Below are 25172 nucleotides of genomic sequence, written 5' to 3' on the forward strand. Positions count from 1 at the left end.
TATGAAGGCTGTTCCTCTATGGAACAGCTTTTTTTCTTATGTAATTTTGTTATAATTTAAAATGTTGTAAAAAATAGGGGTAAGGGGTAAAGCTCATGGAAGAATTAAGTTTTCAAGTCATTATTTTATTAATTGCATTCGGTTTTTTAGCAGCTTTTATTGATTCCGTTGTTGGAGGAGGAGGGTTAATTTCGCTTCCTGCACTTATGTTTGTTGGCCTATCGCCAGCTTCGGCAATTGCAACGAATAAATTAGCGGCAACAATGGGGACGTTTACGAGTGCGATGTATTTCATTCGATCAGGAAAAGTTGATTTTAAAATTGTAGGAAAGTTAATCCCGTTAACTATTGTTGGAGCTGTTGCAGGTGCTTTAGTAGTAAAATTTATTCCATCGGATATTTTACGCCCATTAGTACTTGTAATGTTGGTATTTATTGCTATTTATATTATTGCAAAAAAGAATTGGGGAAGTGTGTCTACCTATAAGAAGATGACGCAAAGAAAAACATTAATATTTTTCTTTGCTATTTTAATGATAGGATTTTATGATGGTTTTTTTGGACCAGGGACAGGGTCGTTTTTAATTTTTGCATTTTTATTAATTGGCTTGGATTTTATTCAAGCGGCAGCATCTGGAAAACTTTTGAACTTTGTTAGTAATATTGTATCTTTAATTACTTTTTTATTCTTAGACATAATTCATTTTGAATACGGTATTATCATGGGATTATCAATGATCTTAGGTGCTTATTTTGGATCGAAGTTTGCGGTTCAAAAAGGTGTTGGATATGTAAGGACTTTATTTTTGTTGGTTACTATATTATTGATCGGGAAAAATGTTTTGGAATATACTCATATTTTGTAGATTCATACGCATGTATGAATCTCTTTTTTTTATTATATTTTAAAAATTTATTAATTTTTAAAATATAAGTCTAGGAATATTTGAATAAATCTAAATTATCGTGTAGAATAATGTTGTAAAATGTAAACGTTTTTCTAAGGGGAGGCTAAAAAAATGGTAGTAGCATACAAACATGAGCCATTTACAGATTTTTCAGTGGAGGCTAACAAATTAGCGTTTGAAGAAGGTTTAAAGAAAGTAGAATCTTATCTTGGACAAGACTATCCATTAATTATCGGGGGAGAAAAAATCACTACAGAAGACAAAATTGTTTCTGTAAACCCTGCAAATAAAGAGGAACTTGTTGGTCGTGTTTCAAAAGCAAGCCGTGAGTTAGCTGAAAAAGCAATGCAAGTAGCGGATGAAACATTCCAAACTTGGAGAAAATCAAAGCCAGAAATGCGTGCAGACATTTTATTCCGTGCTGCAGCAATCGTTCGTCGCAGAAAACATGAATTCTCTGCTATTCTTGTAAAAGAAGCAGGTAAGCCATGGAATGAGGCAGATGCTGATACAGCAGAAGCAATCGACTTTATGGAATATTATGGTCGTCAAATGTTAAAATTAAAAGACGGTATTCCAGTAGAAAGCCGTCCAATTGAATATAATCGTTTCTCTTACATTCCATTAGGAGTAGGTGTTATCATTTCTCCTTGGAACTTCCCATTCGCAATTATGGCAGGTATGACAACAGCTGCTTTAGTTTCTGGTAACACAGTATTACTAAAACCAGCTAGTACAACTCCTGTAGTAGCAGCGAAATTTATGGAAGTATTAGAAGAAGCTGGCTTACCAGCTGGCGTAGTAAACTTCGTTCCAGGTAACGGTTCTGAAGTTGGTGACTACTTAGTAGATCATCCTCGTACACGTTTCATAAGCTTCACGGGATCTCGTGATGTAGGTATCCGTATCTACGAGCGTGCAGCGAAAGTAAACCCAGGACAAATTTGGTTAAAACGTGTTATCGCTGAAATGGGCGGTAAAGATACAATCGTTGTTGATAAAGAAGCAGATCTTGAATTAGCAGCTAAGTCTATCGTTGCATCAGCATTCGGATTCTCAGGACAAAAATGTTCTGCATGTTCTCGTGCAGTAATCCATGAAGATGTATACGATCACGTATTAAATCGTGCTGTTGAATTAACAAAAGAATTAACAGTTGCTAACCCAGCGGTATTAGGTACAAACATGGGTCCTGTTAATGACCAAGCTGCATTTGATAAAGTAATGAGCTATGTTGCAATTGGTAAAGAAGAAGGTAGAATCTTAGCAGGTGGCGAAGGAGACGATTCTAAAGGCTGGTTCATCCAACCAACAATCGTTGCTGACGTTGCAGAAGATGCTCGCTTAATGAAAGAAGAAATCTTCGGACCAGTAGTAGCATTCTGTAAAGCGAAAGACTTCGATCATGCACTTGCAATTGCAAACAATACGGAATACGGTTTAACAGGTGCTGTTATTACTAACAACCGTGACCATATTGAAAAAGCACGCGAAGACTTCCACGTTGGTAACTTATACTTCAACCGTGGATGTACTGGTGCAATCGTAGGTTACCAACCATTCGGTGGCTTTAACATGTCTGGTACAGACTCTAAAGCTGGTGGACCTGATTACTTAGCACTTCACATGCAAGCAAAAACTACTTCTGAAACTTTATAAGAAATAGTAGAGGAGCTCTTCACAGAATGTGAAGAGCTCCTTTTAAAATTGAACCCCCATATATTACCGTCGTTCGAAGAGAATGAGCTAAAACCTATTAATAGCGTGATAAACATGTGAACAGAAATAAAATGATGAGAAAAGTTGACTTATTAGTCATATTTTTTAGTATTCATTTTGAGAATTTCCTGTATAATACAATTTGAAAGAAAATCTATGGTTCGACAAGGAACACTCCTTTCAGTTTTGCTCACTGAAAGGAGTGTTTTTTTATGTAGCTAAAAATTCTTGCGTGTTTATTACATTTGCATATACGCCATTTAAACTAGCTAAAATTGTATTGTGAATATAAACAGCTGGTATAGTAGCGTTCTTAAAAGAAAGGTCTTTTGTAGCACAAGCGTCATGTATAACGGTACATTGAAAGCCAAAATCGAATGTAGCCCTTACTGTTGCATCGATACACATATGAGTCATCATCCCGCATACAACGACATGTTCAATATTTAAACGTTTTAATTGCTCTAGAAGATTAGTTTCTCGGAAGCTATTTGGATAATGTTTGACTATAACTGTTTCTTCTCTAAGTGGACGTACGCTTTCATGAATATGTACACCTTCTGTATTAGGTAGGAAAAAAGTAGCGTCCTCTTTTATAGCTACGTGTTGGATATGAAAAATAGGTTCGCTGTTTGTTCTAAAGTGTTGTAATAACTGATTAGCATATTCGCTTGCTTCTACTGGATTACGCAATTCCATCTTTCCATTTGGAAAATAATCGTTTTGAATATCGACGAGTAAAAGAGCTGTTTTCATATATTTATCTTCCTCCGAGTTTCATATTCAAATAAATTTATTCAATTCGTAGAGAGGATTCTCCTGTTTAAAAATATGAGGAAGAAGAATTTTAAATAACCTTGAAAGTTACTATTTTTCAGATGAATATTCATCTGAAAATTTTAATAAAGGAATAATTAATATTTTTCTAAAAAATGTATTGACTCTTATTATTCTGAGTTCTATAATGAGAATTAATTAAACGACAATTAAATCGATACATTCTTATCCAGAGAGGTGGAGGGACTGGCCCTACGATACCTCAGCAACGGGTTTTTTAATACCGTGCTAACTCCAGCAAGCCATATAAAGGCTTGGAAGATGAGAAGATGTGAACGAGTACATATAAGTGCTCTCCTTCTTATCTTTATGGTTGATAAGAAGGAGGGCACTTTTTATTTTACCTCGAAAGCTCTGCTTCAAGTTTTTACAGCATATAGGAGGGAAAAAAATGATTTCTTTTACCAATGTAAGTAAAGTGTATGAATCAGCTGGCCAATCTGTTCATGCGGTGGAGGATGTAACATTATCAGTTGAGAAAGGCGAAATTTTTGGCATTATCGGTTTTAGTGGCGCTGGAAAGAGTACGTTATTACGCCTAGTAAATATGTTAGAGAGACCGACGGCAGGAACGATTTCAATAGATGATAAAGATATTACATCATTATCGACGAAAGAATTGCGTAAACTAAGACAAAGAATCGGAATGATTTTTCAAAGTTTTAATTTATTTAATTCAAGAACAGTATTTGGAAATATTGCTTATCCATTAAAGTTAGCGAAAGTACCAAAGAATGAGATAAAAGAAAGAGTAAATGAACTGCTGAAGTTTGTAGGGTTAGAAGATAAAGCAAACTATTATCCAGAGCAGCTATCAGGTGGGCAAAAGCAGCGTGTGGGCATTGCTAGAGCACTTGCGACATCGCCAGATATTCTTATATGTGATGAGGCAACATCAGCCTTAGATCCAGAAACAACGACAGAAATTCTAAACTTATTAAAGAAAGTAAATCGAGAATACAATTTAACAATTCTTCTTATTACACATGAAATGCATGTTGTGAAAGAAATTTGTCACCGTGTAGCTGTAATGGAGAAGGGGAAAGTTATTGAAGAAGGAAAACTGTTTGATGTTTTTACGCAACCAAAAACAAAGACGACTCAAAACTTTGTACGTTCTGTCATTAATGATCATTTACCGGAAAGTGTTCTAGCGAAAATTCAAAATGGTGGTCAAATTTATCGTCTAACATTTACTGGTGAGGAGACAGGACAGCCGGTACTATCATATATCGCAAAAAACTATAACGTCGATGTAAATGTACTGTACGGAAATATTATTGAACTTCAAAATGTGCTATTTGGAAATCTTCTTGTAGAGTTGCAAGGTGAGCAGAGGGAAATTCAAAAAGCATTACAACATCTAAGACTGCAAGTGCAGCTGAAGGAGGTAGAAGCTCATGCGAGTTGATTGGAGTATATTTTGGCCGCGCATACTAGATGCGACGGGGGATACCCTCTTAATGGTAATTGTAACCCTTATATTCGCTACAATTCTGGGTATACCTCTAGGTTTACTTTTATATGTAACGAGAAAAGGAAACTTTTTAGAAAATAAATGGGTCTTTTCTATTCTTAACATCATAATTAATACAATTCGTCCGGTACCATTCATTATCTTTTTAGTAGCCTTGAGTCCACTAACAAGAAGTGTTATCGGAACGACGATTGGAACAGCAGCGGCAATTTTCCCGATGACGTTAGTCGCATCAATTGGTATTGCTAGAATGGTTGAAACAAACCTTGTTTCCGTTCCGAAAGGAGTAATTGAAGCAGCGCAAGCAATGGGCGCCTCGCCAATTAGAATTGTTTTTGAAATCCTTGTACCAGAAGCGTTAGCACCATTAATCTTAGGTGTCACATTTATGACAGTTGGTTTAATCGAATTTTCTGCAGTTGCTGGGCTTGTCGGTGGTGGAGGTCTTGGTGACTTGGCAATGACATATGGTTATCAACGTTTTGATACATCAGTTATGTTCGTAACGGTCGTGTTACTTATCATTCTCGTACAGATAGCTCAAAATTTAGGAAACTACTTTGCGAAAGTCTTGTTACGCAGATCATAAAAAGGAAGAGAGGAAAAGAAAATGAAGAAAATTTTAGCATTTGCATTATCAGTGATTGTAGGAGTCTCAGCATTAAGCGGCTGCTCAAGTGGAGACACGGGTGCAGGAGCGAAAGAAAAAGTAGTTCGCGTCGGTGTAACTGGAACGGATGGAGACGCTTGGGAAATTTTGAAGAAAAAAGCTGAAAAAGAAGGGATTAAGATTAAACTGGTGGAGTTCTCTGATTACACAACGCCAAATAAAGCGTTAGCTGATGGAGATATTGAATTAAACTCATTCCAGCATATTGCTTTCTTAGAGCAATTTAAAAAAGAGCATAAGTTAGATATTACAGCTGTTGGTACAACGCAAATTGCGCCAATGGGTTTATACTCTGAAAAATATAAGAAAGCAAATGAAATCCCAGATGGTTCAGAAATTGCAATTCCAAACGATCCAACGAACCAAGCACGTGCATTAAAACTTCTTGATGCAGCTGGATTATTAAAGCTTAAAAAAGACTTTGGTCTATTTGGAGATCCAAGTGGTATTGCTGAAAATCCGAAGAAATTAAAAATTACACCGGTTATCGCACAGCAAACACCTCGTGTGTTAAAAGATGTTGCAGCATCAGTTATTAATAACGGTGTTGCTGGTCAAGCTGGATTAGATCCAGCGAAGGATCCTATTTTCTTAGAAGATCCAAAGAATGAAAATGCGAAGCCATATATTAATATTTTTGCAGCTCGTACGAAAGATAAAGATGATCCAACATTGAAAAAAGTAATTGAACTATATCATTCAAAAGAAGTAACAGATGCAATTAAGAAAGAAACAAATGATGGTTCCATTTCAGTAGATCTTTCACTTGATGAGCTTGAAAAAATCGTAAAATAATCATTGGGTTTAATGGACTAACAGAAGGAACCCCTCCGCTGTTAGTTCGTTCAACATATAAACTTAACAAACAAACCCTAACTCTGTACCTTCCAATTTTGTATAACATAGAATCCAATGTTTGTTAAGTAGAGTGATAGACCAGGAATTTTCCTGGTCTTTTTTTATGAATGAAAGTAGCTAGCGAACAGTAAGGTGATCCAAATTATAATGGGATAAGAAAATAAGCTGAAAAGGAGTGTAATTACGAATTGCTTTGGATGAATTAAGTGTTTTTTTGATAAAAAAAAGAAAATAGAAAAGAGAGTAATGAAAAATGCTGATATTACGCCGGGGTTATAAGAGCGATAAATGAAAAACAAAATAATATGTTGAACAGAGTTGAAGAAGATGGCCCCTTGTATAAAAATAATCCAGCATATAGAAGACAAGAAGTTAAGTTGATATAGAAAGACGATAAGTAATACAAAGATTGTTAATACGGAAATGGCGATGAAAAATTGTTGGCTAGTTATAAGACGGATTGAAAATTGATTAGCAAGGTATTGTGGCATTTGGAAAGCTTCTTCAAGGTTATGAATGAAAAATAATAAGGGAATGATCCAGAATATAGTAGTGGAATGTTTTTTCATCAATTTACATCACTCCAATAAAGTATAGAAAGCCTAAAAAAGGCCCTCTATACAGAGATGGTTATTCAATTATGATATTTTTTAAATTAACTTCATGATGCTCTCGTTCTTTCAGATAAGCAGCTAGTTCCTCTTGTAAAATATTTAATATTTGCTTAGCTGATTGTTGGATTGGATTAGGTAGCTCTTCTAATATATGCATCCCGACTTTTACTTTTGTACGAATTACCCTTCGTAGTAATTCCTCATGCATGTACTACACCTCCAAACCGAATATTTAGTATATCTTCTTCAAATTTTGCTCCTTGAATAGAAAGGTGTGTTAATGTTTTTGGTAACGTGATGTTCCGTTTAACAGAACCCGCTCGAATAATAAGTTCATCACCTTTTTGATTTAAGGAAAGTTCACTTTTGTTTGAGAAGGGAATGGACAGAACGAAAATATACTCATCGCCATCCTTTTTTACATATTGAGTGCGCCCGTTAAATTTTACTTCTGTAGGGGAATGATCAGTTTTAAATAAAGAATCTCCTACACGTTCTAACATAGACAAACCAACAACTTCTTGTTCAAACATTGGAGCTTCGTAAATAGGAAGGGGTTGAAAACTATCTTGAATTAATGTTTTATATTTCTTCTGTGTATCTTTCCATGCCTGAAAATAAGGATCGGTGACAGTGTTAGGGATGACGCGGTTAATCATAATGGCATCTACGTTATAATCGTATAAATTCAAATAAGTAAAGCTGCGCTGGGCTTCCTTAATGACCATTTTTTCAGGATTTACAACGATGCGGATACTTGTTACTTCTCGATTTGATAAAATATCTCTCATTTCTCCGAGCTTTTCAAGTGTACTTGTTAATTCGTCCATAATATCGTCGGTTGGAAGAGGAACACCAAGGAGTGGTTGAGCTACAGGACGAACGACTTTTAAAACTTTTCTTTTAATAGGAAATAATTTTTCCATCCACCAGCCGAGCATGTCTGGAAAGCTTAACATTGCTAATGTTTCTCCTGTTGGAGCACAATCAATGATAATAACATCATATGTGTTTTGTTTATAATAATCGAGTACGCGAAGTAGGCTAATTAAATCTTCCATACCAGGAAACATCGTTAACTCTTCTGTTGTAATATCATCAGCTGCTTTGGAAGTGAAGAGTAGTGTAATATATTTCTGTAATTTTCCCCAGCCTTTTTCCATTTCATAAATTGTATTAATTTCTTGTGCCCACAAATTTTCACGAATTTCTAGTGGTTCAGAAGATAGCTTTATACCAAATGAATCTCCTAAACTATGAGCAGGATCTGTGCTCATTACTAATGTTTTTAATCCTTGTTTCGCACTTTGAATTGCTGTTGCTGCTGAAATGCTAGTTTTTCCTACGCCGCCTTTACCTGTATACAAGATAATTCTCATCATTCATATCCCCTTTGTTTCGAATGTCGAATATTACGAGTGTCGAAGTAAATAGTTGAATAAAAACCCAGATAGGGTTTTATTCAATCGGAATGTTTTTCATTTTAGGTGTAGAAACTTTTTCTTCTGTTTTCTGCTGTGACGTAGCGATGTGATTCATGATTTTTTGGAAGATTTGTAGTAAGAATGCTTTTTCTTCTTCTGATAATGCTTCTGTTACTAAGCTAAAGTAATGGGCCGCATTTTGTTTTACTTCTTGAACGAGCATTACGCCGTTTTCTGTTAACCGAATTAATACAATACGTCGGTCATTTTCATCACGGTAGCGTTCAATAAATCCCTTTTTTACAAGGCGATTTACAACGCCCGTTGTTGTACTCATCGGTATATCAAGAAGATCAGCAATTTTCGTCATTGTAATATCGGTATTTCGTTCCATCCAAAGTAAACAAAATACTTCTGTTTTAGAAAGTGTTAAATCTAGGCTTACCCATTCTTCAGGATAGAAAAGTTTCTTGGCGTTATCTAGCAGTAAGTCTAAAAAATGTTCATATTGCAACAATTAATTCCACTCCCGTATATTTCGAGGTTCGTAATATTTATTTTTATTTTATGTAGAATAGAAATAATTGTCAATGATTTTAATTGTTTTTTCAGATTAGGCAGAAAACTTTCTTTAAAATAGTATTCTTTTATGATAGATTTATAAATATAAAACTAGAATTTACATAAAAATCCATCATGGTAAATATACTTATCTATAATGGGTATACAGCTAACGAGGGGGAGAACGATGAGAAGACGTAATACGCAAGCGTTCACGTTTTTAGCATGGACTTCATTTGTTTGTGCGCTTTCAGGTATGCTAATTGGGATTTATACGTTAGATGAAACGCTTAGTGTAAAAGGATACTATTTAATTGGAACATTATTTTTAACGATGTCTTGTTTTGTATTACAAAAAACAATTCGTGATAATGAAGAAGATAACGAGAGATTTCCGAAAAATAAACCGTTAGATAAAGAGTAAATTGTAAAGAAAGGCATTTGCCTTTCTTTTTTTATGTAAAAATGGCGTAAGTACTCTGTGTTGACTTGCTTGAAGTACTGAAAATTTGGTATCATCAATAGTATTGTAGATTGAACGATATATTATGGAGGTGGCCTAGCCGTGTCAAGAATTTCCGTTGAGAATGTAAAGCACGTAGCACATTTAGCACGTCTTGCAATTACTGATCAAGAAGCAGAAAAATTTCAAAAACAACTAGATGCAATTGTTACATTTGCAGAACAGTTAAATGAATTAGATACAACAGATGTAAAACCAACAACTCATGTATTAACTATGAAAAATGTTATGCGTGAAGATGTACCAGAAAAAGGTTTACCAGTTGAAGAAGTATTAAAAAATGCACCGGATCACAAAGATAATCAAATCCGTGTTCCAGCAGTATTAGAATAGAGGAGGGGAATTTCGATGTCATTATTTGATCATTCAGTATCAGAGTTACATAAGAAGTTAAACAGCAAAGAAATTTCCGTTACGGATTTAGTAGAAGAATCTTACAAACGTATTGCGGATGTTGAAGATAACGTAAAAGCTTTTCTTACATTAGATGAAGAAAATGCACGCGCAAAAGCGAAAGAATTAGATGCAAAAATTGGCGCTGAAGATAATGGTTTATTATTCGGTATGCCAATTGGTGTAAAAGATAACATTGTAACTAACGGTCTTCGTACAACTTGTGCGAGCAAAATGTTAGCAAACTTCGATCCAATTTATGATGCGACAGTTGTGCAAAAGCTAAAAGCTGCTGACACAATTACAATCGGTAAATTAAACATGGACGAGTTCGCAATGGGTTCTTCAAATGAAAACTCAGGATTCTACGCTACGAAAAACCCATGGAACTTAGATTACGTTCCGGGCGGATCTAGTGGTGGTTCTGCAGCAGCTGTAGCAGCAGGAGAAGTACTATTCTCTCTAGGTTCTGATACGGGTGGTTCTATCCGTCAGCCAGCTGCATATTGCGGTGTTGTAGGTTTAAAACCAACTTATGGACGCGTATCTCGTTACGGATTAGTAGCATTCGCATCTTCACTTGACCAAATCGGACCGATTACACGTACAGTAGAAGACAATGCATACTTATTACAAGCTATTTCAGGTATTGACCGCATGGATGCAACTTCTGCAAACGTTGAAGTTGGAAACTATTTAGCTGGTTTAACAGGCGATGTTAAAGGTTTACGCATTGCTGTACCGAAAGAATACTTAGGCGAAGGTGTTGGCGAAGAAGCTCGTGAGTCAGTACTAGCTGCTTTAAAAGTATTAGAAGGTATGGGCGCAACTTGGGAGGAAGTATCGCTTCCACACTCTAAATACGCTCTAGCAACGTATTACTTACTATCTTCTTCTGAAGCATCTGCGAACCTTTCACGCTTTGATGGCGTGCGTTACGGTGTTCGTTCTGATAATGTCAATAACTTATTAGATCTTTACAAAAACACACGTAGTGAAGGTTTCGGTGATGAAGTTAAACGTCGTATTATGCTTGGTACATTTGCGCTTAGCTCTGGTTACTATGATGCATATTACAAGAAAGCACAACAAGTACGTACATTAATTAAAAACGACTTTGAAAATGTATTTGCTAACTATGATGTTATTATTGGACCAACAACGCCAACTCCGGCATTTAAAGTGGGCGAAAAAGTTGATGATCCAATGACAATGTATGCAAATGACATTTTAACAATCCCAGTAAACTTAGCGGGTGTTCCAGCGATTTCTGTTCCATGTGGATTCGGTGCTAACAACATGCCACTTGGTCTACAAATCATTGGTAAACACTTCGATGAAGCGACAATTTACCGCGTTGCACATGCGTTTGAGCAAGCAACAGACTATCATACAAAAAAAGCAAGTCTGTAAGGAGGCGAGCATAGATGAATTTAGAAACAATTATTGGTTTAGAGGTTCACGTTGAGTTAAAAACAAATTCGAAAATTTTCTCTGCGAGTCCAACAGAATTCGGAGCGGAGCCAAATACACAAACAAGTGTAATTGACTTAGGATACCCAGGGGTACTTCCTACTTTAAATAAAGAAGCAGTTAACTTTGCAATGAAAGCTGCAATGGCATTAAACTGTGAAATCGCAACGGAAACAAAGTTTGACCGTAAAAACTATTTCTATCCAGATAACCCGAAAGCTTACCAAATCTCTCAATTTGATAAGCCAATTGGTGAAAATGGTTGGATTGAAATCGAAGTAGACGGTAAAAAGAAACGTATCGGTATTACACGTCTTCATTTAGAAGAAGATGCTGGTAAATCAACGCATACAGCTGATGGTTCATTAGTAGACTACAACCGTCAAGGTATGCCTTTAATCGAGATCGTATCTGAGCCAGATATGCGTACGCCAGAAGAAGCATATGCATACTTAGAGAAGTTAAAATCAATCATTCAATACACTGGTGTATCTGATTGTAAGATGGAAGAAGGTTCATTACGTTGTGATGCGAACATTTCTCTTCGTCCAGTTGGACAAGAGAAGTTCGGTACAAAAGCGGAACTGAAAAACTTAAACTCATTCACTTACGTACAAAAAGGTCTTGAGCATGAGCAAGTGCGCCAAGAAAAAGAACTGTTATCTGGTGGCATCATCCAACAAGAAACACGTCGTTATGATGAAGCAACAAAGAAAACAATCTTAATGCGTGTGAAAGAAGGATCTGACGATTACCGTTACTTCCCGGAGCCAGACTTAGTTGAACTTTACATTGATGATGAGTGGAAAGAAGCAGTTCGAGCTTCTATTCCAGAACTTCCAGATGCACGTAAAGCTCGCTACGTTGCAGAATTAGGCTTACCAGCTTATGATGCACACGTGTTAACATTAACGAAAGAAATGTCTGATTTCTTTGAAGCAACTGTTGCAGACGGTGCTGATGCGAAATTAACATCGAACTGGTTAATGGGTGAAGTACTTGCATACTTAAACAAACAACAAAAAGAATTAAAAGACGTTGCATTAACGCCTGCTGGTTTATCTAAAATGGTTCAATTAATTGAAAAAGGTACAATTTCTTCTAAAATCGCGAAGAAAGTATTTAACGAATTAATTGAAAAAGGTGGAGACCCAGAAGAAATCGTTAAAGCGAAAGGTCTTGTTCAAATTTCTGATGAGGGTACACTTCGTAAAGTTGTAACAGAAATTCTTGATAATAATGAGCAATCTATCGAAGACTTTAAAAACGGTAAAGACCGTGCAATTGGCTTCTTAGTTGGTCAAATTATGAAAGCTACAAAAGGACAAGCAAATCCACCACTTGTTAACAAAATCTTACTTGAAGAGATTAATAAGCGATAATAGTAGTGACTTTTAAAGATTAAGCAGAAAAACACCCGTACATGGGTGTTTTTCTAGGTTAATCAAACGTTTGTTTAAATGAGACAAAATCGTTTAAACAAACGTTTGATTAACTGTCAAAAGTGGAAAAATGTTTGTATAGCAACTATGGTATGATAGTTGCAAAAAGGTGGGAATAATGATAAATCTAAACATAGAGGTTTTTTTTCATCTCATGAAATAATAGATAGTTATTATTCGTTATATGTAAATTTTTATGGAAGAATGGATAGAAATAAAGTGAAACTTTAATCAGTAGGAGGTTCATCCACCATTGATTATTAGCCCTCACCAATCGGGCATTTACTGCCCGCAAATAGCGGGATAAATTTTGGAGTCAAATAAAAAAACCATTGAAATGAATATTTACTTTTGATGGACTACACGAATCGGGTTCTTACTGCCTGTTTGAGCGGGATAAAAGAAGGATAGCAAGATGAGAGGAGGTAGGCATGGGAATACTGAATAGAAGTTCAGTATGTTCTTTTTCGATACATAAAGAAATTTCCTGTGCTAATAAATGATGAAGCGAGCAAGAATTATTTATAATCCTACTTCTGGGCGTGAGCTATTTAAGAAGAGCTTACCAGAAGTATTACAAAAATTAGAACAAGCTGGCTATGAGACATCTTGTCATGCGACAACGGGTCCTGGAGACGCTACTGTGGCGGCGAGGCAAGCTGCGGATCGTAAGTTTGATGTTGTTATTGCGGCTGGTGGCGACGGTACATTAAATGAAGTAGTAAACGGTTTAGTTGGGCATGAATTCCGTCCGAAATTTGGAATTATTCCAGTTGGAACGACAAATGACTTTGCACGTGCAATTGGTGTACCTCGTTCTATTGAAGAGGCAGCAGATATTATTTGCGAAGGAAAAACAGTGCCATTAGACCTCGGTAGAGCGAACGATACATATTTTATTAACATCGCTGGTGGCGGTCGTATTACAGAATTAACATACGAAGTACCGAGTAAGTTAAAGACAGTATTAGGACAACTTGCTTATTACCTAAAAGGTATCGAGATGTTACCATCATTGCATCCGACATATGTTGAAATTGAGTATGATGGAAAGTTACTACAAGAAGAAATTACGATGTTTTTAATTACGAATACTCGTTCAGTAGGTGGATTTGAAAAGGTAGCACCGTATGCATCTATTAACGATGGGTTATTTGACCTATTAGTACTGAAAAAAGGTTCTATCGCTGATTTAATTAAAGCAGCAACACAAGCACAACGTGGTGAACATATTAATAATCCAAAAGTGTTATATACACAAGCGAACCGAATTAAAGTACATTCACCAGATAAACTAATGATTAATTTAGATGGTGAGTATGGTGGAGATGCACCGATGGAATTCGAAAATATATATCATTGTTTAGAACTATTTGTTCCTGAACATCAAGAGGATGCCCTGTAAAGGCATCCTTTTTACTTTGTTAAAATGAATTGTAAATTGGGAGTTAGTTTGATTTTTATGGTATTTTTACAATTCTTTTATTTTACATCCATACTTTATTGATACACTGGAAGAGATAAGAAATGAGAGGTAGGGTAACTAACTGTTACGATTTATTTAACCGATTATAACCAATGTTAATTAAATATATCAGTAAGCCCTGCTAGTCAAGTGATTGGCTAGTAGTGAGGGTTAACTGCGGGCAATCCCTAAAGCTGATTGAACTACAACGTGGCTAGAAATAGCGAGCGTGAATGTTGCGAAAGCAGAAAAAATCAATCAGATGGTGCAAGGTTAAATCCTAAACACTAGAACAATGGGTCTTCCGCCTCGAATCATCTAAGTCAAAAGTGATAGGATGAACGTTCAACGACTATCTCGTATAACTGACGAGAGTACATCACAAGCCTATGGTGGTGGAAAAATCCTCTATCTCTAAAGAGATAAACATATAGTCTGCGCTCATGTGAAAACATGAGAAGTTCATAAGAGAACTGGCTAAGGAATTGCGCCCTTAGTTGAACAAGATAAATTTTATTGAATCTATCAAACTTTATTGATTTTATCGAACGTACGTGCTATGTTTGGTTCGATGAGGTGAGAATAATAATGAAATTTTCACGAGTTAGTCAAGTATCGGAATTAACAGGTTTGCATCCGAGTGGTCTCAGGAGAATGCTGGTGGAACACGCTACGATTCAGAAGAACAAATCTTTCATTAAAGGAGTTACATTCTGATGATATTGGCGAAGAAAGTTAGACTGATTCCAACGCCTGAACAAGAAAAAGTGCTTAGAAACCATGCTGGTGCTGCAAGATTTGCTTATAACTATTGTAAAAGAATAAGTGATAGATATTATAAGCTATTTGGAAAATCTGTTTCACAGTTAGCTTTACAGAAACGATTTACAAAGATCAAGAAGCGAAAGAGATATGAGTGGTTACATGACATCAACGCACAAGTTCCTAAACAGGCTTCAAAAGATTTTGACAAGGCGCGAAAACATTCGTTCAAAAAGTACAAAAATGGTTATCACACTTCTTATAAATCCAAAAAAGATTTAATTCAAGGGTTTTATGCCAATTATGAAAGACTGATTATAGGAAAGAAAGTAGTTGATATTCAGTCTATTGGAGAAGTGAAAACAAGCCAACAACTACCAAGAAACAAAAAGCCATCCAATCCAAGAGTTACCTTTGATGGTCGTCACTGGTGGATTAGTGTAGGGTTCCAAGAAGACTTTGAATCACAAGAACTAACCAATGAGTCGATTGGTGTGGATGTTGGTTTAAAAGAGCTGTTTGTAGCTTCTAATGGTACGAAAGAACGAAATATAAACAAAGATGCTAAGGTTAAAAAACTTTTGAAAAGGAAAAAGTCAGCACAAAGAGATATGTCTAGGAGATTTAAAAAAGGTGTAAAAATTCAATCTGCCGGATATGAAAAAGCGAAAGCTGAGCACCTGCGGTTATCTAGGAAAATTACGAATATCCGAAATAACCATATCCATCAAGCAACAGCTAAATTGGTGAAAACCAAACCAATGAGAATTGTTGTGGAAGACTTATCTATTTCAAACCTGTTAAAAAACAAAAAACTATCGAAAGCATTTTCATTTCAAAAATTAAACTTCTTCTTTCAATGTTTGTCATACAAGTGCGAGAAGTATGGCATTGCGTATGTAAAAGCTGATAAATGGTTCGCCTCAAGCAAGATTTGTTCATGTTGCGGCATGAAATACGACCATTCAGTTCAACCAGAAGGACAGTGGAGTTTAAAAATACGTGAGTGGCGTTGTGCTTCATGTAATAGCCATCACGATAGAGATTTAAATGCTTCGATAAATTTATCAAGATGGGTAAAATAAAAGCTTGATAATAGGAGGTAACGATACTGCCTCGTGTGGAGTGTTATACCCCTCGTCCCTTTGGGGCTGCGAGAACACGATGAAGCACTAACTTGTGTGAATTTGATTGAATTGTATAGATTTAGTTAAGTTTATCGTATCGGTGCTATGGAGAAGGTAAAAGCAATATTATTTGATAAAGATGGGACATTAATGGATTTTCATTCAATATGGATAAAAGTAGCTGAAGAACTTGTAGCTGAATGTATAAGTTTATATCATTTACCAAGTACAATGCGGCAGACCTTATTAGAAGAGATTGGTGTAGAGGGGGCATTTGTTAATCCAAGGAGTGCAATAGCTGCTGGAACAAGCCTTGATGTAGCGAAGGGGCTTTGTAATTATATTGAGTCTGCTAGAGAAGAAGAGATGCATCAGTGGGTAAGTGAGAAGTTATTTTCCCTTATGTATGAGCATCGTTCGCATATGAAAATGACAGCAGATTTACCGAAAGTGTTACAGGCATTAAAAGATAAAGGATTTATATTAGGGGTTGTCACGGCGGATGATTTTGCACCAACAGAATTATTTTTAAAACAATATAAGTTGGAGAACTTTTTTGATTATATTATAGCCTCGGATACATTCCCTGCGCAAAAACCAGATAAAAAGATTATAGAAGTGTTTTGTGAAAAATTTAATTTAGCATCATGTGAGGTTGCGGTTGTTGGAGATACGCCAACTGATTTACATTTAGCCCAAAATGGCGATTGCTATGCAATTGGGGTGCTATCTGGTACGGGAGACCGTCCAACATTAGAACCACTTGCTGATTTAGTGTTAGATTCTGTTGAAGAGTTTATTTCTCAATCGGGTGAGTTTTTCTGGGAGAAAGAAAAGTCTAATGTGTAAGGAAAATAAGTCTATAAAGACTCTTAATGAGTCTTTATAGACTTATTTTTTATGCCTGGATACAAAGAATATAGGATAAATGCTAGAAAAGAAAGTTGGCATACATTTTGCAATAAAAAGAGAAAACAATGTAAAGAAAAGGATGGGGTACGCAATGAACACAAAAAAATTTGCTAAAATAAATGAACAAATTCCAGGACCGAAAGCGGCATCTTTATTAGAACGCCGTCAAAATATAGTACCAAAAGGAGTAAGTAACGGCATCCCAACGTTTGTACAATCTGCAAATGGTGCTCTTGTAACAGATGTTGATGGTAATCAGTACATTGATTTTGCAGGAGCAATTGGGACAATTAACGTAGGGCATTGTCATCCAACGGTTAAAGAAGCGCTCCATAAACAAGTCGATCAATACATTCATACTGGATTTAATGTCATGATGTATGAGCCATATATTGAATTAGCGGAAAAGCTTGCGGCATTGGCACCGGGAAGTTTCGATAAGCAAGTCCTCTTTTTAAATAGTGGTGCAGAAGCAGTTGAGAACGCGGTGAAGATCGCTCGTAAATATACGAAGAGACCTGGTATTATCGCATTTTCTAAAGGTTTCCACGGGCGTACATTAATGACAATGACGATGACAAGTAAAGTGAAGCCATATAAATTTGGGTTTGGTCCCTTTGCTCCAGAAGTATATAAAGCGCCATTTCCATACGAATACCGTCGCCCAGAGGGATTAACGGAAGAGCAGTATGATGATTTTATTATTGAAGAGTTTACGAACTTCTTCATATCGGAAGTAGCACCAGAAACAATTGCAGCTGTTGTAATGGAACCTGTTCAAGGGGAAGGTGGATTTATCGTCCCAAGTAAGAAATTTGTTCAAGAAGTACGCCGCATTTGTTCAGAGAACGGCATCTTATTTGTAGCGGATGAAATACAAACAGGCTTTAGTCGTACAGGAAAATATTTTGCAATTGATCACTATGATGTCGTTCCAGATTTAATTACAGTGTCTAAATCATTAGGTGCTGGTGTACCGATAAGTGGTGTCATTGGACGTAAAGAAATTATGAATGAGTCTGCACCAGGTGAACTTGGTGGAACGTATGCAGGAAGTCCATTAGGATGTGCGGCTGCATTAGCTGTTCTCGATGTAATAGAAAATGAGAAATTAAATGATAGAGCGATAGAATTAGGAAAAGTCGTAATGAACCGATTCGAAGAGATGAAAAATAAATATCATTGCATCGGTGATGTGCGTGGGTTAGGAGCAATGTGTGCATTTGAGGTCGTTCAAGATCGTAAGACGAAAGCACCTGACAAAGCGTTAACAGCTAATCTATGTACAGAAGCAAATAAGCGTGGGTTACTGTTATTATCAGCAGGAACATATGGAAATGTTATCCGTGTGTTAATGCCTTTAGTTATTACAGATGAGCAACTTGAAGAAGGATTAACAATAATTGAAGAATCGTTGCAAGCTTGTTATGAACAAACAAACATCGCTCGCGTTTAAAAACTGAAGTATAAATAGCAAACATTCTAGCTGACTCTATATTAAATGCAGAAAATTCACTTTATAATAAAGGTAGTGAAGTGGATCGATGGATTTGAAGTTAGGGGTGGCTAGGATGGTTGCAGAAAAGGAACGAGTGTTAATGGATTTAAAAGATGTATTTGAATATGCGTTTGACGAAATTTTTGTTACAGATGAGCAAGGGATCGTTGTGCGTGTAAATAGTACATGTGAAAGGCACTACCAACTAGCTGCCGAAGAGTTAGTTGGTAAGCATGTAAAAGAACTACAAAAGGATGGAATCTTTTATCCATCAGCGACATTAGAAGTGATTGAAAAAAAGAGGCCAATTGAACTCGTTCAAACTACAAAATCAGGAGAGTATTTACACGTTCGTACAAGGCCTGTTTTTGATGATGAGGGAAATTTAAGAAGAGTGATTAGTTATTCTCGGGACCTTACTGAACTCTATCAATTACGTCAAAAGGTAGAGGAAATGGATAATCAGCTAAAAACATATAAAAAAGAATTAAGAGAAACATATGAGCATGAAGGACTTATTTTTAAAAGTCTAGCTATGCAAAAAATAGTCGATACAATCAAAAAAGTATCTGTAGTGGATAGTACTGTTCTCGTTTTAGGCGAGACTGGAGTTGGGAAAAGTCGATTAGTACGCCATTTACATGAAGTGAGTCACCGTAAGAATGAAAGTTTCTATGAAATTAATTGTGCGGCATTGCCAACTAATTTAATTGAATCAGAGCTTTTTGGATATTCAGGTGGATCTTTTACAGGTGCGAATCGTGAAGGGAAAAAGGGACTATTAGAATCCGCGCATAAAGGAACTCTTTTTTTAGATGAAATCGGTGAAATGCCGCTTGAAATTCAAGCGAAGCTTTTGCAAGTATTGCAAGAAAAAACATTTCGCCCTATAGGCGGAAGAGAATTAAAAAAAGTGGATGTCCGAATTGTGGCGGCAACAAATAGAGATTTAAGCGAGATGGTGAAACAAGGAACATTTCGGAAAGATTTATACTATCGTTTGAATGTCATTCCAATTGCAATTCCCCCGCTTAGGGAAAGAACAGAAGATATTTTGCCGCTTATTTATCATTACTTGCAGCAATTTAATAAAAAGTACGGACGTGATGTGAAACTAGCGCCGAGTACGTTACAAATGTTTGTTGGATATCCGTGGGAAGGAAACAATAGAGAAATAGAGAATGTAATTGAGAGAATTGTTATTACTGTCGATGATGTTGTAACGGTAGAGGATTTGCCACTCTCTATGCAAGAGGCTGCAGTTGAACAATCGGGGCAAAGCCTTTATAAAATGCTGGAAGAGGTAGAGAGAAATATTATTCTTAAAGCGTATAAAACGTATGGATCAAGTTATAAAGTAGCTGAGTTTTTGCAAATTAGTCAATCTGCTGCTACTAGGAAAATTAAGAAGTTCATAGAGGAGGAAGAAAACATTGGATAAAAAGGCGACTTTTGTAAGTATAGATAAAAAGGCGATGTATATAAATGGTGAGTGGATTACACTACAAGAACAAATTGAAGTAAATAATCCTGCGACGAAGGAAATATTTGCAACTGTACCAAAAGGCGAAGTAACAGAGGCAAAGCAAGCTGTTGATGCTGCACATGAAGCTTTTAAAACGTGGTCTAAGTTAACGGCAGCAGATCGTGCCACGAAGTTAAAAAAGTGGTTCATGCTTATTGATAAAAATAAAGAAGAGATCGCAGCGATTATGACGAAGGAACAAGGAAAGCCGTTTGCAGAAGCGCTTGGTGAAGTAAATTATGCAAATAGTTTTGTTGAATGGTATGCAGAAGAGGGGAAACGTGTATATGGTGAAATGATTCCTGCTTCTCATCCGAATAAGCGCATTTTAGTTATGAAGCAACCAGTTGGCGTTATGGCAGCTATTACACCTTGGAACTTCCCGGCAGCGATGATTACGAGAAAGGTAGCCCCAGCGCTTGCAGCAGGCTGTACAGCCGTTGTGAAACCGGCGAGTCAAACGCCATTAACTGCATTGAAATTAGCTGAATTAGCTCATGAAGCAGATATTCCAAAGGGCGTAATCAATATCGTAACAGGTAGTGCAAAAGCAATTGCTGATACGTGGATGGAAGATAGTCGTGTTCGAAAAGTGTCCTTTACAGGGTCAACGGAAATCGGGAAAGAGTTAATGGCTAGTGCTGCGCAAACGATGAAAAAAGTTTCACTTGAGTTAGGTGGTCACGCTCCGTTTATCGTAATGAATGATGCAGATTTAGATAAAGCGGTAGAAGCGGTGATTGGTTCGAAATTCCGTAACGCAGGACAAACGTGTATATGTACAAACCGAGTATTCGTTCAAGAAGAAGTATACGAAGTATTTGTAGAGAAGTTCCAAAAGGCAGTAGGGCAGTTGAAAGTAGGAGACGGTTTCGGTGACGGAACGACTGTCGGACCACTTATTGATGAGAATGCAGTTTCAAAAGTACAAGAACATATTGAAGATGCTATTCAAAAAGGTGGAACAGTTTTATATGGTGGTCAAAAGGTCGCAGAGTTAGAGGGACATTTCATTCAACCGACTGTAATTGGATTGGCAAATGATACGATGCTTTGTATGAATGAAGAAACATTTGGGCCAGTGGCACCAGTTGCGAAATTTAAAACAGTTGATGAAGTAATCGAACGTGCAAATAATACACCATACGGTTTAGCTGCGTATATTTTCACGAAAGACATTAGCCAAGCATTCCAAATTAGTGAAGCGTTAGAGTACGGTATTATCGGTCTAAACGACGGTCTTCCATCAGTTGCACAAGCACCATTTGGTGGATTTAAAGAAAGTGGTATCGGTCGTGAAGGAGGCCATTTCGGCATCGAGGAATATTTAGAAATTAAATATATTTCATTGGGACTATAAGTAGTATACTAGAATCTCTATAAGGTAACAGAGAAGGAGATTTTAGTATGGTATATTGGCTATTATTACTTGTTACAATTATTTTTGAAGTAGCTGGAACAATTGCGATGAAACTATCAAATGGTTTAACAAAGCTCGTTCCGAGTGTACTAATTTTCGTATTCTATGGTATTTGTTTTAGCGTATTTGCTATCGTCGTTAAAAAGATTCATTTAAGCATTGCTTATGCTATTTGGTCTGGCGTTGGAACATTACTTATTACAATCATTAGTGTTTACTTTTTTAAAGAGCATATTAGTTTATTTCAAGCATTTTGTATTCTTTTTATTGTTTTGGGTGTCATTGGGCTTAAGGTTTCATCGGCATCATGAAAGCTATCTTTTGTAGAAGATAGCTTTTTTCTATTTGTGCAGTTAGCAATTAATACGACAAAATATGACAAGAAAGAGTAAAGCGTTTTGTTATGATACATATGAAATATTGTCTTATGTGGAGGAAAGAGTATGTTAAAAAAGGTAAGTCAAATTGTTTTAATTTTTGGCATAGCTTTTAGTTTAAGTGCTTGCACTGAGACTAAAGATAGTAATGAAAGTAAACAAGAAGATGTTCAAGATAAAGTGTATAAAATAGGGGAGACAGTAGACGTAGATGGTTTGCAAGTAACTATCGATTCAGTTAAATTAGGATATCCGGATTATGGTGAGAATAAAAAGAAAGAGGAGATTTTGGGGATTATTTTCAAAGTAGAAAATAATAGTAAAAAGGAAATACCTTTTGCATTTTATGAATTTGAGATTACCGATAAGAAAGGTACAAGATTTAAAGAATATAATAACCCTGATAGCTTTATTAGTAAAAAGTTAGCACCAGATGAAAAAATTCAAGATATCATGCTATTTGACGTAGCGAAAGAAAATACGTATATCGCTACGTATAGACCGGAGTTTACGCATGAAAATAGAACGATAAAATTTGAATTGAAACCAAATAAATAAAGAAACACATTGGATTATCCAATGTGTTTCTTTATGGTAATAAATTTAAAACGCCCAGTTACCTTTACGGAAGATAGGCTCATGTCTGCCATCAGCAGTAATACCGTCAATATCAAGCTCAGCTGATCCAATCATGAAGTCGTTGTGTGTGATACTAGCGTTTGCGCCGTTTTCAGCAAGTTCTTCTTTAGACATTGTTTTTCCGCCAACTAAGTTAAATGCATAAGCATTTCCGATTGCAAGGTGGCAAGATGCATTTTCGTCAAATAGTGTATTGTAGAATAAAACATTTGTGTTTGAAATTGGTGAGTCATGAGGCACTAAAGCTACTTCTCCTAAGAAGTGAGAACCTTCATCTGTTTCTACTAAATGTTTTAAAGCTTCTTCACCAGCTTCAGCTTTATAGTCTACGATACGCCCGTTTTCAAATGTTAACGTGAAATTATCGATAATATTACCTGCAAATACTAACGGTTTTGTACTAGAAACTTGGCCGTTTACACCTGTTTTAAGTGGCATTGTAAATACTTCTTCAGTTGGAATATTAGCCATAAATGGTACGTTCTTTTCATTTAAGCTACCAGCACCAGCCCATACATGTTTTTCTGGAAGTTCGATTGTTAAATCTGTTCCAGGACCTGTATAGTGAAGAGCTTTATAATGCTTTTCGTTTAAGTAATCCACTTTTGTATGTAATGTTTCATCATGTTCTTTCCATGCTTCTACAGGATTTTCTAAATCAGCACGAGTAGCTTTGAAAATAGCATCCCATAACTTTGCTTCTTGTTCTTCTGGCGCTACGTCAGGGAATACTTTCGCAGCCCATTCTTTCGTAGGAACAGAAATGACACACCAACTTACTTTATCGGCTTGTACGTAATCACGGTATACTTTCATCGCTTCTCCAGCTACTTTATGAGCTGTTGCAATACGCGATGCTTCTACACCTTTTAATAAATCAGGGTTTTCTGCATAGATAGACATAAATGCAGCGCCTTCTTTTGCTAATTCTTCACGAGCATGTGCTTTCCAAGATGGAAATTCAGCGAAAGCTTCTTCAGGAGCTAGATCGAATTTTAAGCGTGTTAACGTCTCATCATTCCAATCTACATATACGTGTTTTGCACCAGATTTATATGCTTTTTCTGTAACGAGGCGTACAAATTGTACAGCTTCAAGAGGTGCACTAATTGATAAAGTTTGTCCAGGTTGAATATTAACACCAACATTAACTGCAAGAGCAGCATATTTCTCTAACGTTTGTTCAAATGACATATGTATAATCTCCTTTAATTTGAAAGATTTCTTACTATATATAATACAAGAAAATTCTAAAAATATATATAAATATAAAGTAAAAAGAGAGCTCAAAATGTATTGAGCCCTTATATTTACTTAATTGAAGAAGCAAACTGCTCTACAGTCGTTGTATGGTGTATACGAACGCGCTTCATCTTTAACAATTCATCAGGTTCACCCTTCGTAATGAATTGCCCAGGCTTTGTCGTCGACGCAAATTGATAATACTTCTTCGTTTCTGTAACAACCTTATCATCTACATGACCGAATGGATAAGCAATCGCGATAACAGGCTTACCTGTTATTTTTTCTAGCTTTTCTTTTGAACCTTTTAACTCTTCCTCATAGTTTGTAATTTTCGGTAAGTCTGCATGTGTTGCAGTATGAGATTGCACCGAGAAAATGCCGGAATCAACCATTTCTTTTATTTCAGAAGTAGACAATGCTCCTTCTACATCAACGTTATCAACAATCATATATTCTGTTGCTGCCGGTTTAAAAGTATCATCTTTTAGCTTTTGTAAAATGCGAAATGCATTCATATTATTTTTCATACCGTCATCAAATGTAACGAAAATCGGTTTATTTACTTTATTTATATCGCCCCAGCGTTCAAACGTTAAAAGCGTATAACCATTGTCCTTTAAATGTTTCATTTGTGCTTCAAAGTTAGCTGGTGATACGAATAAGTCTTTAATGCCTTGACCATGATAATCATCAATTGCGTGATACATAAGAACAGGAACCTTTTGTTCGAAAGTAATAGTAGATTTCGTAAGCGGGATTGTTTTCCCATCTTCTTTCAGTCCTGTTGCTTCAATTTGGAACTCACCGCGTTTTCCTTCAAATTCCTTTATATCAAAAAGAAGTGTGAATTGTTTCTCTTTTTCTTTAGAAGAAAAAGATTTAGAACTTTCCTTGCCATCAGCTGTGCGCCAAATTTTATATTGTACTTCATTTAAAGAATCTTTTATGTCTGTAATATGAATACTTGTGTTTGTAGATTCGTGTGTAACTGAATTATATGAGATTTTACCTTGTTCTTGCACAGTCTCTTCTTGTTTCTTAATCCCTTGAGCCGTTTTCTCTTTTTTAGGTTCTGGACTTACATTGTTAGTATTACAGCCTGCTAGAATGGCAGACGTACATAAAGCAATTGCTGCGTATTTTCTCATAAAAATCACCTTCTATTGTGTAGTATGTTGCATATTGACATTAAAATCCCCACCGCTATAAGAGTGGTGGGGATATACCCTTGTTCATCATATCATTTGAAGAAAATGAGGGGAATATGATTTTTAGGAGATTATTAATGTAATAGATTAGTGAC

24 protein-coding genes, 1 pseudogene and 1 riboswitch are annotated in these 25172 nt (G+C 36.1%); of the genes and pseudogenes, 18 read left to right on the plus strand and 7 right to left on the minus strand.

Annotated elements, in window-relative coordinates; all coding sequences use genetic code 11:
- The first annotated feature begins 95 nt into the window (after positions 1-95).
- Positions 96-866, plus strand: coding sequence for a TSUP family transporter (locus ACQGS6_RS03850; protein WP_000391975.1), 771 nt, complete (start codon positions 96-98; stop codon positions 864-866).
- Positions 867-1019: 153 nt separating this feature from the next.
- A complete protein-coding gene (gene pruA / locus ACQGS6_RS03855; RefSeq protein ID WP_000259551.1) occupies positions 1020-2567 on the plus strand; it encodes an L-glutamate gamma-semialdehyde dehydrogenase in 1548 nt (515 codons plus the stop codon).
- Between the two features lie 250 nt (positions 2568-2817).
- Here pruA and ACQGS6_RS03860 read toward each other — a convergent pair.
- Positions 2818-3383 (minus strand): annotated as a pseudogene (locus tag ACQGS6_RS03860) (cysteine hydrolase family protein).
- Positions 3384-3626: 243 nt separating this feature from the next.
- Positions 3627-3732, plus strand: a riboswitch (SAM riboswitch).
- A 123-nt stretch (positions 3733-3855) separates the two neighbouring features.
- On the opposite strand from ACQGS6_RS03860, the gene ACQGS6_RS03865 reads away from it, so the two are divergent.
- The 3 genes from ACQGS6_RS03865 to ACQGS6_RS03875 are packed head-to-tail and all read left to right on the plus strand — an operon-like array spanning position 3856 to position 6406.
- Entirely contained in the window at positions 3856-4875 is a 1020-nt protein-coding gene (locus ACQGS6_RS03865) for a methionine ABC transporter ATP-binding protein (RefSeq protein ID WP_000623013.1), read from the plus strand.
- Complete coding sequence (locus tag ACQGS6_RS03870; RefSeq protein WP_001261865.1) at positions 4865-5530, plus strand: methionine ABC transporter permease; 666 nt, start codon at positions 4865-4867, stop codon at positions 5528-5530. Before ACQGS6_RS03865 ends, ACQGS6_RS03870 begins: the two co-directional genes overlap by 11 nt.
- Before the next feature lie 21 nt (positions 5531-5551).
- Positions 5552-6406, plus strand: coding sequence for a MetQ/NlpA family ABC transporter substrate-binding protein (locus ACQGS6_RS03875; protein WP_000721612.1), 855 nt, complete (start codon positions 5552-5554; stop codon positions 6404-6406).
- A 164-nt stretch (positions 6407-6570) separates the two neighbouring features.
- Here the strand turns inward: ACQGS6_RS03875 and ACQGS6_RS03880 are convergent, their stop codons facing one another.
- The 4 genes from ACQGS6_RS03880 to ACQGS6_RS03895 all read right to left on the minus strand — a co-directional run bounded on the left by ACQGS6_RS03880 (position 6571) and on the right by ACQGS6_RS03895 (position 9024).
- Positions 6571-7038, minus strand: coding sequence for an HXXEE domain-containing protein (locus ACQGS6_RS03880; RefSeq protein WP_001986283.1), 468 nt, complete (start codon positions 7036-7038; stop codon positions 6571-6573).
- Between the two features lie 61 nt (positions 7039-7099).
- On the minus strand, positions 7100-7291 hold the full coding sequence (locus tag ACQGS6_RS03885) for a DUF3926 domain-containing protein (protein ID WP_000544105.1): 192 nt from the start codon (positions 7289-7291) through the stop codon (positions 7100-7102).
- A complete protein-coding gene (locus tag ACQGS6_RS03890) occupies positions 7284-8465 on the minus strand; it encodes an ArsA family ATPase (protein ID WP_001985980.1) in 1182 nt (393 codons plus the stop codon). The genes ACQGS6_RS03885 and ACQGS6_RS03890 overlap by 8 nt, the downstream gene beginning before the upstream one ends.
- A gap of 76 nt (positions 8466-8541) precedes the next feature.
- Entirely contained in the window at positions 8542-9024 is a 483-nt protein-coding gene (locus ACQGS6_RS03895; RefSeq protein WP_000942463.1) for a MarR family winged helix-turn-helix transcriptional regulator, read from the minus strand.
- A gap of 231 nt (positions 9025-9255) precedes the next feature.
- On the opposite strand from ACQGS6_RS03895, the gene ACQGS6_RS03900 reads away from it, so the two are divergent.
- From ACQGS6_RS03900 to ACQGS6_RS03960, 13 genes are all read left to right on the plus strand, one after another.
- Entirely contained in the window at positions 9256-9492 is a 237-nt protein-coding gene (locus ACQGS6_RS03900) for a YiaA/YiaB family inner membrane protein (protein ID WP_001254393.1), read from the plus strand.
- A 141-nt stretch (positions 9493-9633) separates the two neighbouring features.
- Positions 9634-9924, plus strand: coding sequence for an Asp-tRNA(Asn)/Glu-tRNA(Gln) amidotransferase subunit GatC (gene gatC / locus ACQGS6_RS03905; protein ID WP_000086999.1), 291 nt, complete (start codon positions 9634-9636; stop codon positions 9922-9924).
- A gap of 15 nt (positions 9925-9939) precedes the next feature.
- The gene (gatA, locus tag ACQGS6_RS03910; protein ID WP_000051455.1) at positions 9940-11397 is read left to right on the plus strand and encodes an Asp-tRNA(Asn)/Glu-tRNA(Gln) amidotransferase subunit GatA; all 1458 of its coding nucleotides are present in this window, start codon (positions 9940-9942) and stop codon (positions 11395-11397) included.
- Between the two features lie 14 nt (positions 11398-11411).
- A complete protein-coding gene (gatB, locus tag ACQGS6_RS03915; protein WP_001047685.1) occupies positions 11412-12839 on the plus strand; it encodes an Asp-tRNA(Asn)/Glu-tRNA(Gln) amidotransferase subunit GatB in 1428 nt (475 codons plus the stop codon).
- Positions 12840-13398: 559 nt separating this feature from the next.
- Positions 13399-14304, plus strand: a complete 906-nt coding sequence (locus tag ACQGS6_RS03920) for a diacylglycerol kinase (protein ID WP_000977679.1) — start codon at positions 13399-13401, stop codon at positions 14302-14304.
- Between the two features lie 648 nt (positions 14305-14952).
- Positions 14953-15081: a hypothetical protein gene (locus ACQGS6_RS03925; protein WP_000672782.1), complete on the plus strand. Its 129-nt coding sequence runs from the start codon at positions 14953-14955 to the stop codon at positions 15079-15081.
- A complete protein-coding gene (locus tag ACQGS6_RS03930) occupies positions 15081-16211 on the plus strand; it encodes an RNA-guided endonuclease InsQ/TnpB family protein (protein WP_000599308.1) in 1131 nt (376 codons plus the stop codon). The genes ACQGS6_RS03925 and ACQGS6_RS03930 overlap by 1 nt, the downstream gene beginning before the upstream one ends.
- A 147-nt stretch (positions 16212-16358) precedes the next feature.
- Positions 16359-17102 carry an HAD family hydrolase gene (locus ACQGS6_RS03935; RefSeq protein ID WP_000416670.1) on the plus strand — a complete coding sequence of 248 codons (744 nt, stop codon included), beginning with the start codon at positions 16359-16361 and terminating at the stop codon, positions 17100-17102.
- 154 nt (positions 17103-17256) lie between these two features.
- On the plus strand, positions 17257-18621 hold the full coding sequence (gene gabT, locus ACQGS6_RS03940; protein ID WP_001092997.1) for a 4-aminobutyrate--2-oxoglutarate transaminase: 1365 nt from the start codon (positions 17257-17259) through the stop codon (positions 18619-18621).
- A 115-nt stretch (positions 18622-18736) separates the two neighbouring features.
- Positions 18737-20104, plus strand: a complete 1368-nt coding sequence (locus ACQGS6_RS03945) for a sigma-54 interaction domain-containing protein (RefSeq protein WP_000225144.1) — start codon at positions 18737-18739, stop codon at positions 20102-20104.
- A complete protein-coding gene (gabD, locus tag ACQGS6_RS03950) occupies positions 20097-21548 on the plus strand; it encodes an NADP-dependent succinate-semialdehyde dehydrogenase (protein WP_000358121.1) in 1452 nt (483 codons plus the stop codon). Before ACQGS6_RS03945 ends, gabD begins: the two co-directional genes overlap by 8 nt.
- A 47-nt stretch (positions 21549-21595) precedes the next feature.
- Positions 21596-21919, plus strand: a complete 324-nt coding sequence (locus ACQGS6_RS03955; RefSeq protein ID WP_000263262.1) for a DMT family transporter — start codon at positions 21596-21598, stop codon at positions 21917-21919.
- A 132-nt stretch (positions 21920-22051) separates the two neighbouring features.
- Positions 22052-22543 carry a DUF4352 domain-containing protein gene (locus ACQGS6_RS03960; RefSeq protein WP_074625188.1) on the plus strand — a complete coding sequence of 164 codons (492 nt, stop codon included), beginning with the start codon at positions 22052-22054 and terminating at the stop codon, positions 22541-22543.
- 45 nt (positions 22544-22588) lie between these two features.
- Here the strand turns inward: ACQGS6_RS03960 and ACQGS6_RS03965 are convergent, their stop codons facing one another.
- Positions 22589-23818: an aminopeptidase gene (locus tag ACQGS6_RS03965; RefSeq protein WP_000007349.1), complete on the minus strand. Its 1230-nt coding sequence runs from the start codon at positions 23816-23818 to the stop codon at positions 22589-22591.
- Positions 23819-23934: 116 nt separating this feature from the next.
- Complete coding sequence (locus ACQGS6_RS03970) at positions 23935-25017, minus strand: polysaccharide deacetylase family protein (RefSeq protein ID WP_426964888.1); 1083 nt, start codon at positions 25015-25017, stop codon at positions 23935-23937.
- Between the last annotated feature and the right edge of the window lie 155 nt (positions 25018-25172).

The sequence above is a fragment of the Bacillus sp. GMs2/2 genome (assembly GCF_050172095.1).
Lineage (GTDB): Bacteria > Bacillota > Bacilli > Bacillales > Bacillaceae_G > Bacillus_A > Bacillus_A cereus.

Coding starts and splice junctions, on each gene's coding strand:
- ACQGS6_RS03850 (WP_000391975.1), top strand. CDS start 96: ATGGAAGAATTAAGTTTTCAAGTCATTATTTTATTAATTGCATTCGGT.
- pruA (WP_000259551.1), top strand. CDS start 1,020: ATGGTAGTAGCATACAAACATGAGCCATTTACAGATTTTTCAGTGGAG.
- ACQGS6_RS03865 (WP_000623013.1), top strand. CDS start 3,856: ATGATTTCTTTTACCAATGTAAGTAAAGTGTATGAATCAGCTGGCCAA.
- ACQGS6_RS03870 (WP_001261865.1), top strand. CDS start 4,865: ATGCGAGTTGATTGGAGTATATTTTGGCCGCGCATACTAGATGCGACG.
- ACQGS6_RS03875 (WP_000721612.1), top strand. CDS start 5,552: ATGAAGAAAATTTTAGCATTTGCATTATCAGTGATTGTAGGAGTCTCA.
- ACQGS6_RS03880 (WP_001986283.1), bottom strand. CDS start 7,038: ATGAAAAAACATTCCACTACTATATTCTGGATCATTCCCTTATTATTT.
- ACQGS6_RS03885 (WP_000544105.1), bottom strand. CDS start 7,291: ATGCATGAGGAATTACTACGAAGGGTAATTCGTACAAAAGTAAAAGTC.
- ACQGS6_RS03890 (WP_001985980.1), bottom strand. CDS start 8,465: ATGATGAGAATTATCTTGTATACAGGTAAAGGCGGCGTAGGAAAAACT.
- ACQGS6_RS03900 (WP_001254393.1), top strand. CDS start 9,256: ATGAGAAGACGTAATACGCAAGCGTTCACGTTTTTAGCATGGACTTCA.
- gatA (WP_000051455.1), top strand. CDS start 9,940: ATGTCATTATTTGATCATTCAGTATCAGAGTTACATAAGAAGTTAAAC.
- gatB (WP_001047685.1), top strand. CDS start 11,412: ATGAATTTAGAAACAATTATTGGTTTAGAGGTTCACGTTGAGTTAAAA.
- ACQGS6_RS03920 (WP_000977679.1), top strand. CDS start 13,399: ATGATGAAGCGAGCAAGAATTATTTATAATCCTACTTCTGGGCGTGAG.
- ACQGS6_RS03925 (WP_000672782.1), top strand. CDS start 14,953: ATGAAATTTTCACGAGTTAGTCAAGTATCGGAATTAACAGGTTTGCAT.
- ACQGS6_RS03930 (WP_000599308.1), top strand. CDS start 15,081: ATGATATTGGCGAAGAAAGTTAGACTGATTCCAACGCCTGAACAAGAA.
- ACQGS6_RS03935 (WP_000416670.1), top strand. CDS start 16,359: ATGGAGAAGGTAAAAGCAATATTATTTGATAAAGATGGGACATTAATG.
- gabT (WP_001092997.1), top strand. CDS start 17,257: ATGAACACAAAAAAATTTGCTAAAATAAATGAACAAATTCCAGGACCG.
- ACQGS6_RS03945 (WP_000225144.1), top strand. CDS start 18,737: ATGGTTGCAGAAAAGGAACGAGTGTTAATGGATTTAAAAGATGTATTT.
- ACQGS6_RS03955 (WP_000263262.1), top strand. CDS start 21,596: ATGGTATATTGGCTATTATTACTTGTTACAATTATTTTTGAAGTAGCT.
- ACQGS6_RS03960 (WP_074625188.1), top strand. CDS start 22,052: ATGTTAAAAAAGGTAAGTCAAATTGTTTTAATTTTTGGCATAGCTTTT.
- ACQGS6_RS03965 (WP_000007349.1), bottom strand. CDS start 23,818: ATGTCATTTGAACAAACGTTAGAGAAATATGCTGCTCTTGCAGTTAAT.
- ACQGS6_RS03970 (WP_426964888.1), bottom strand. CDS start 25,017: ATGAGAAAATACGCAGCAATTGCTTTATGTACGTCTGCCATTCTAGCA.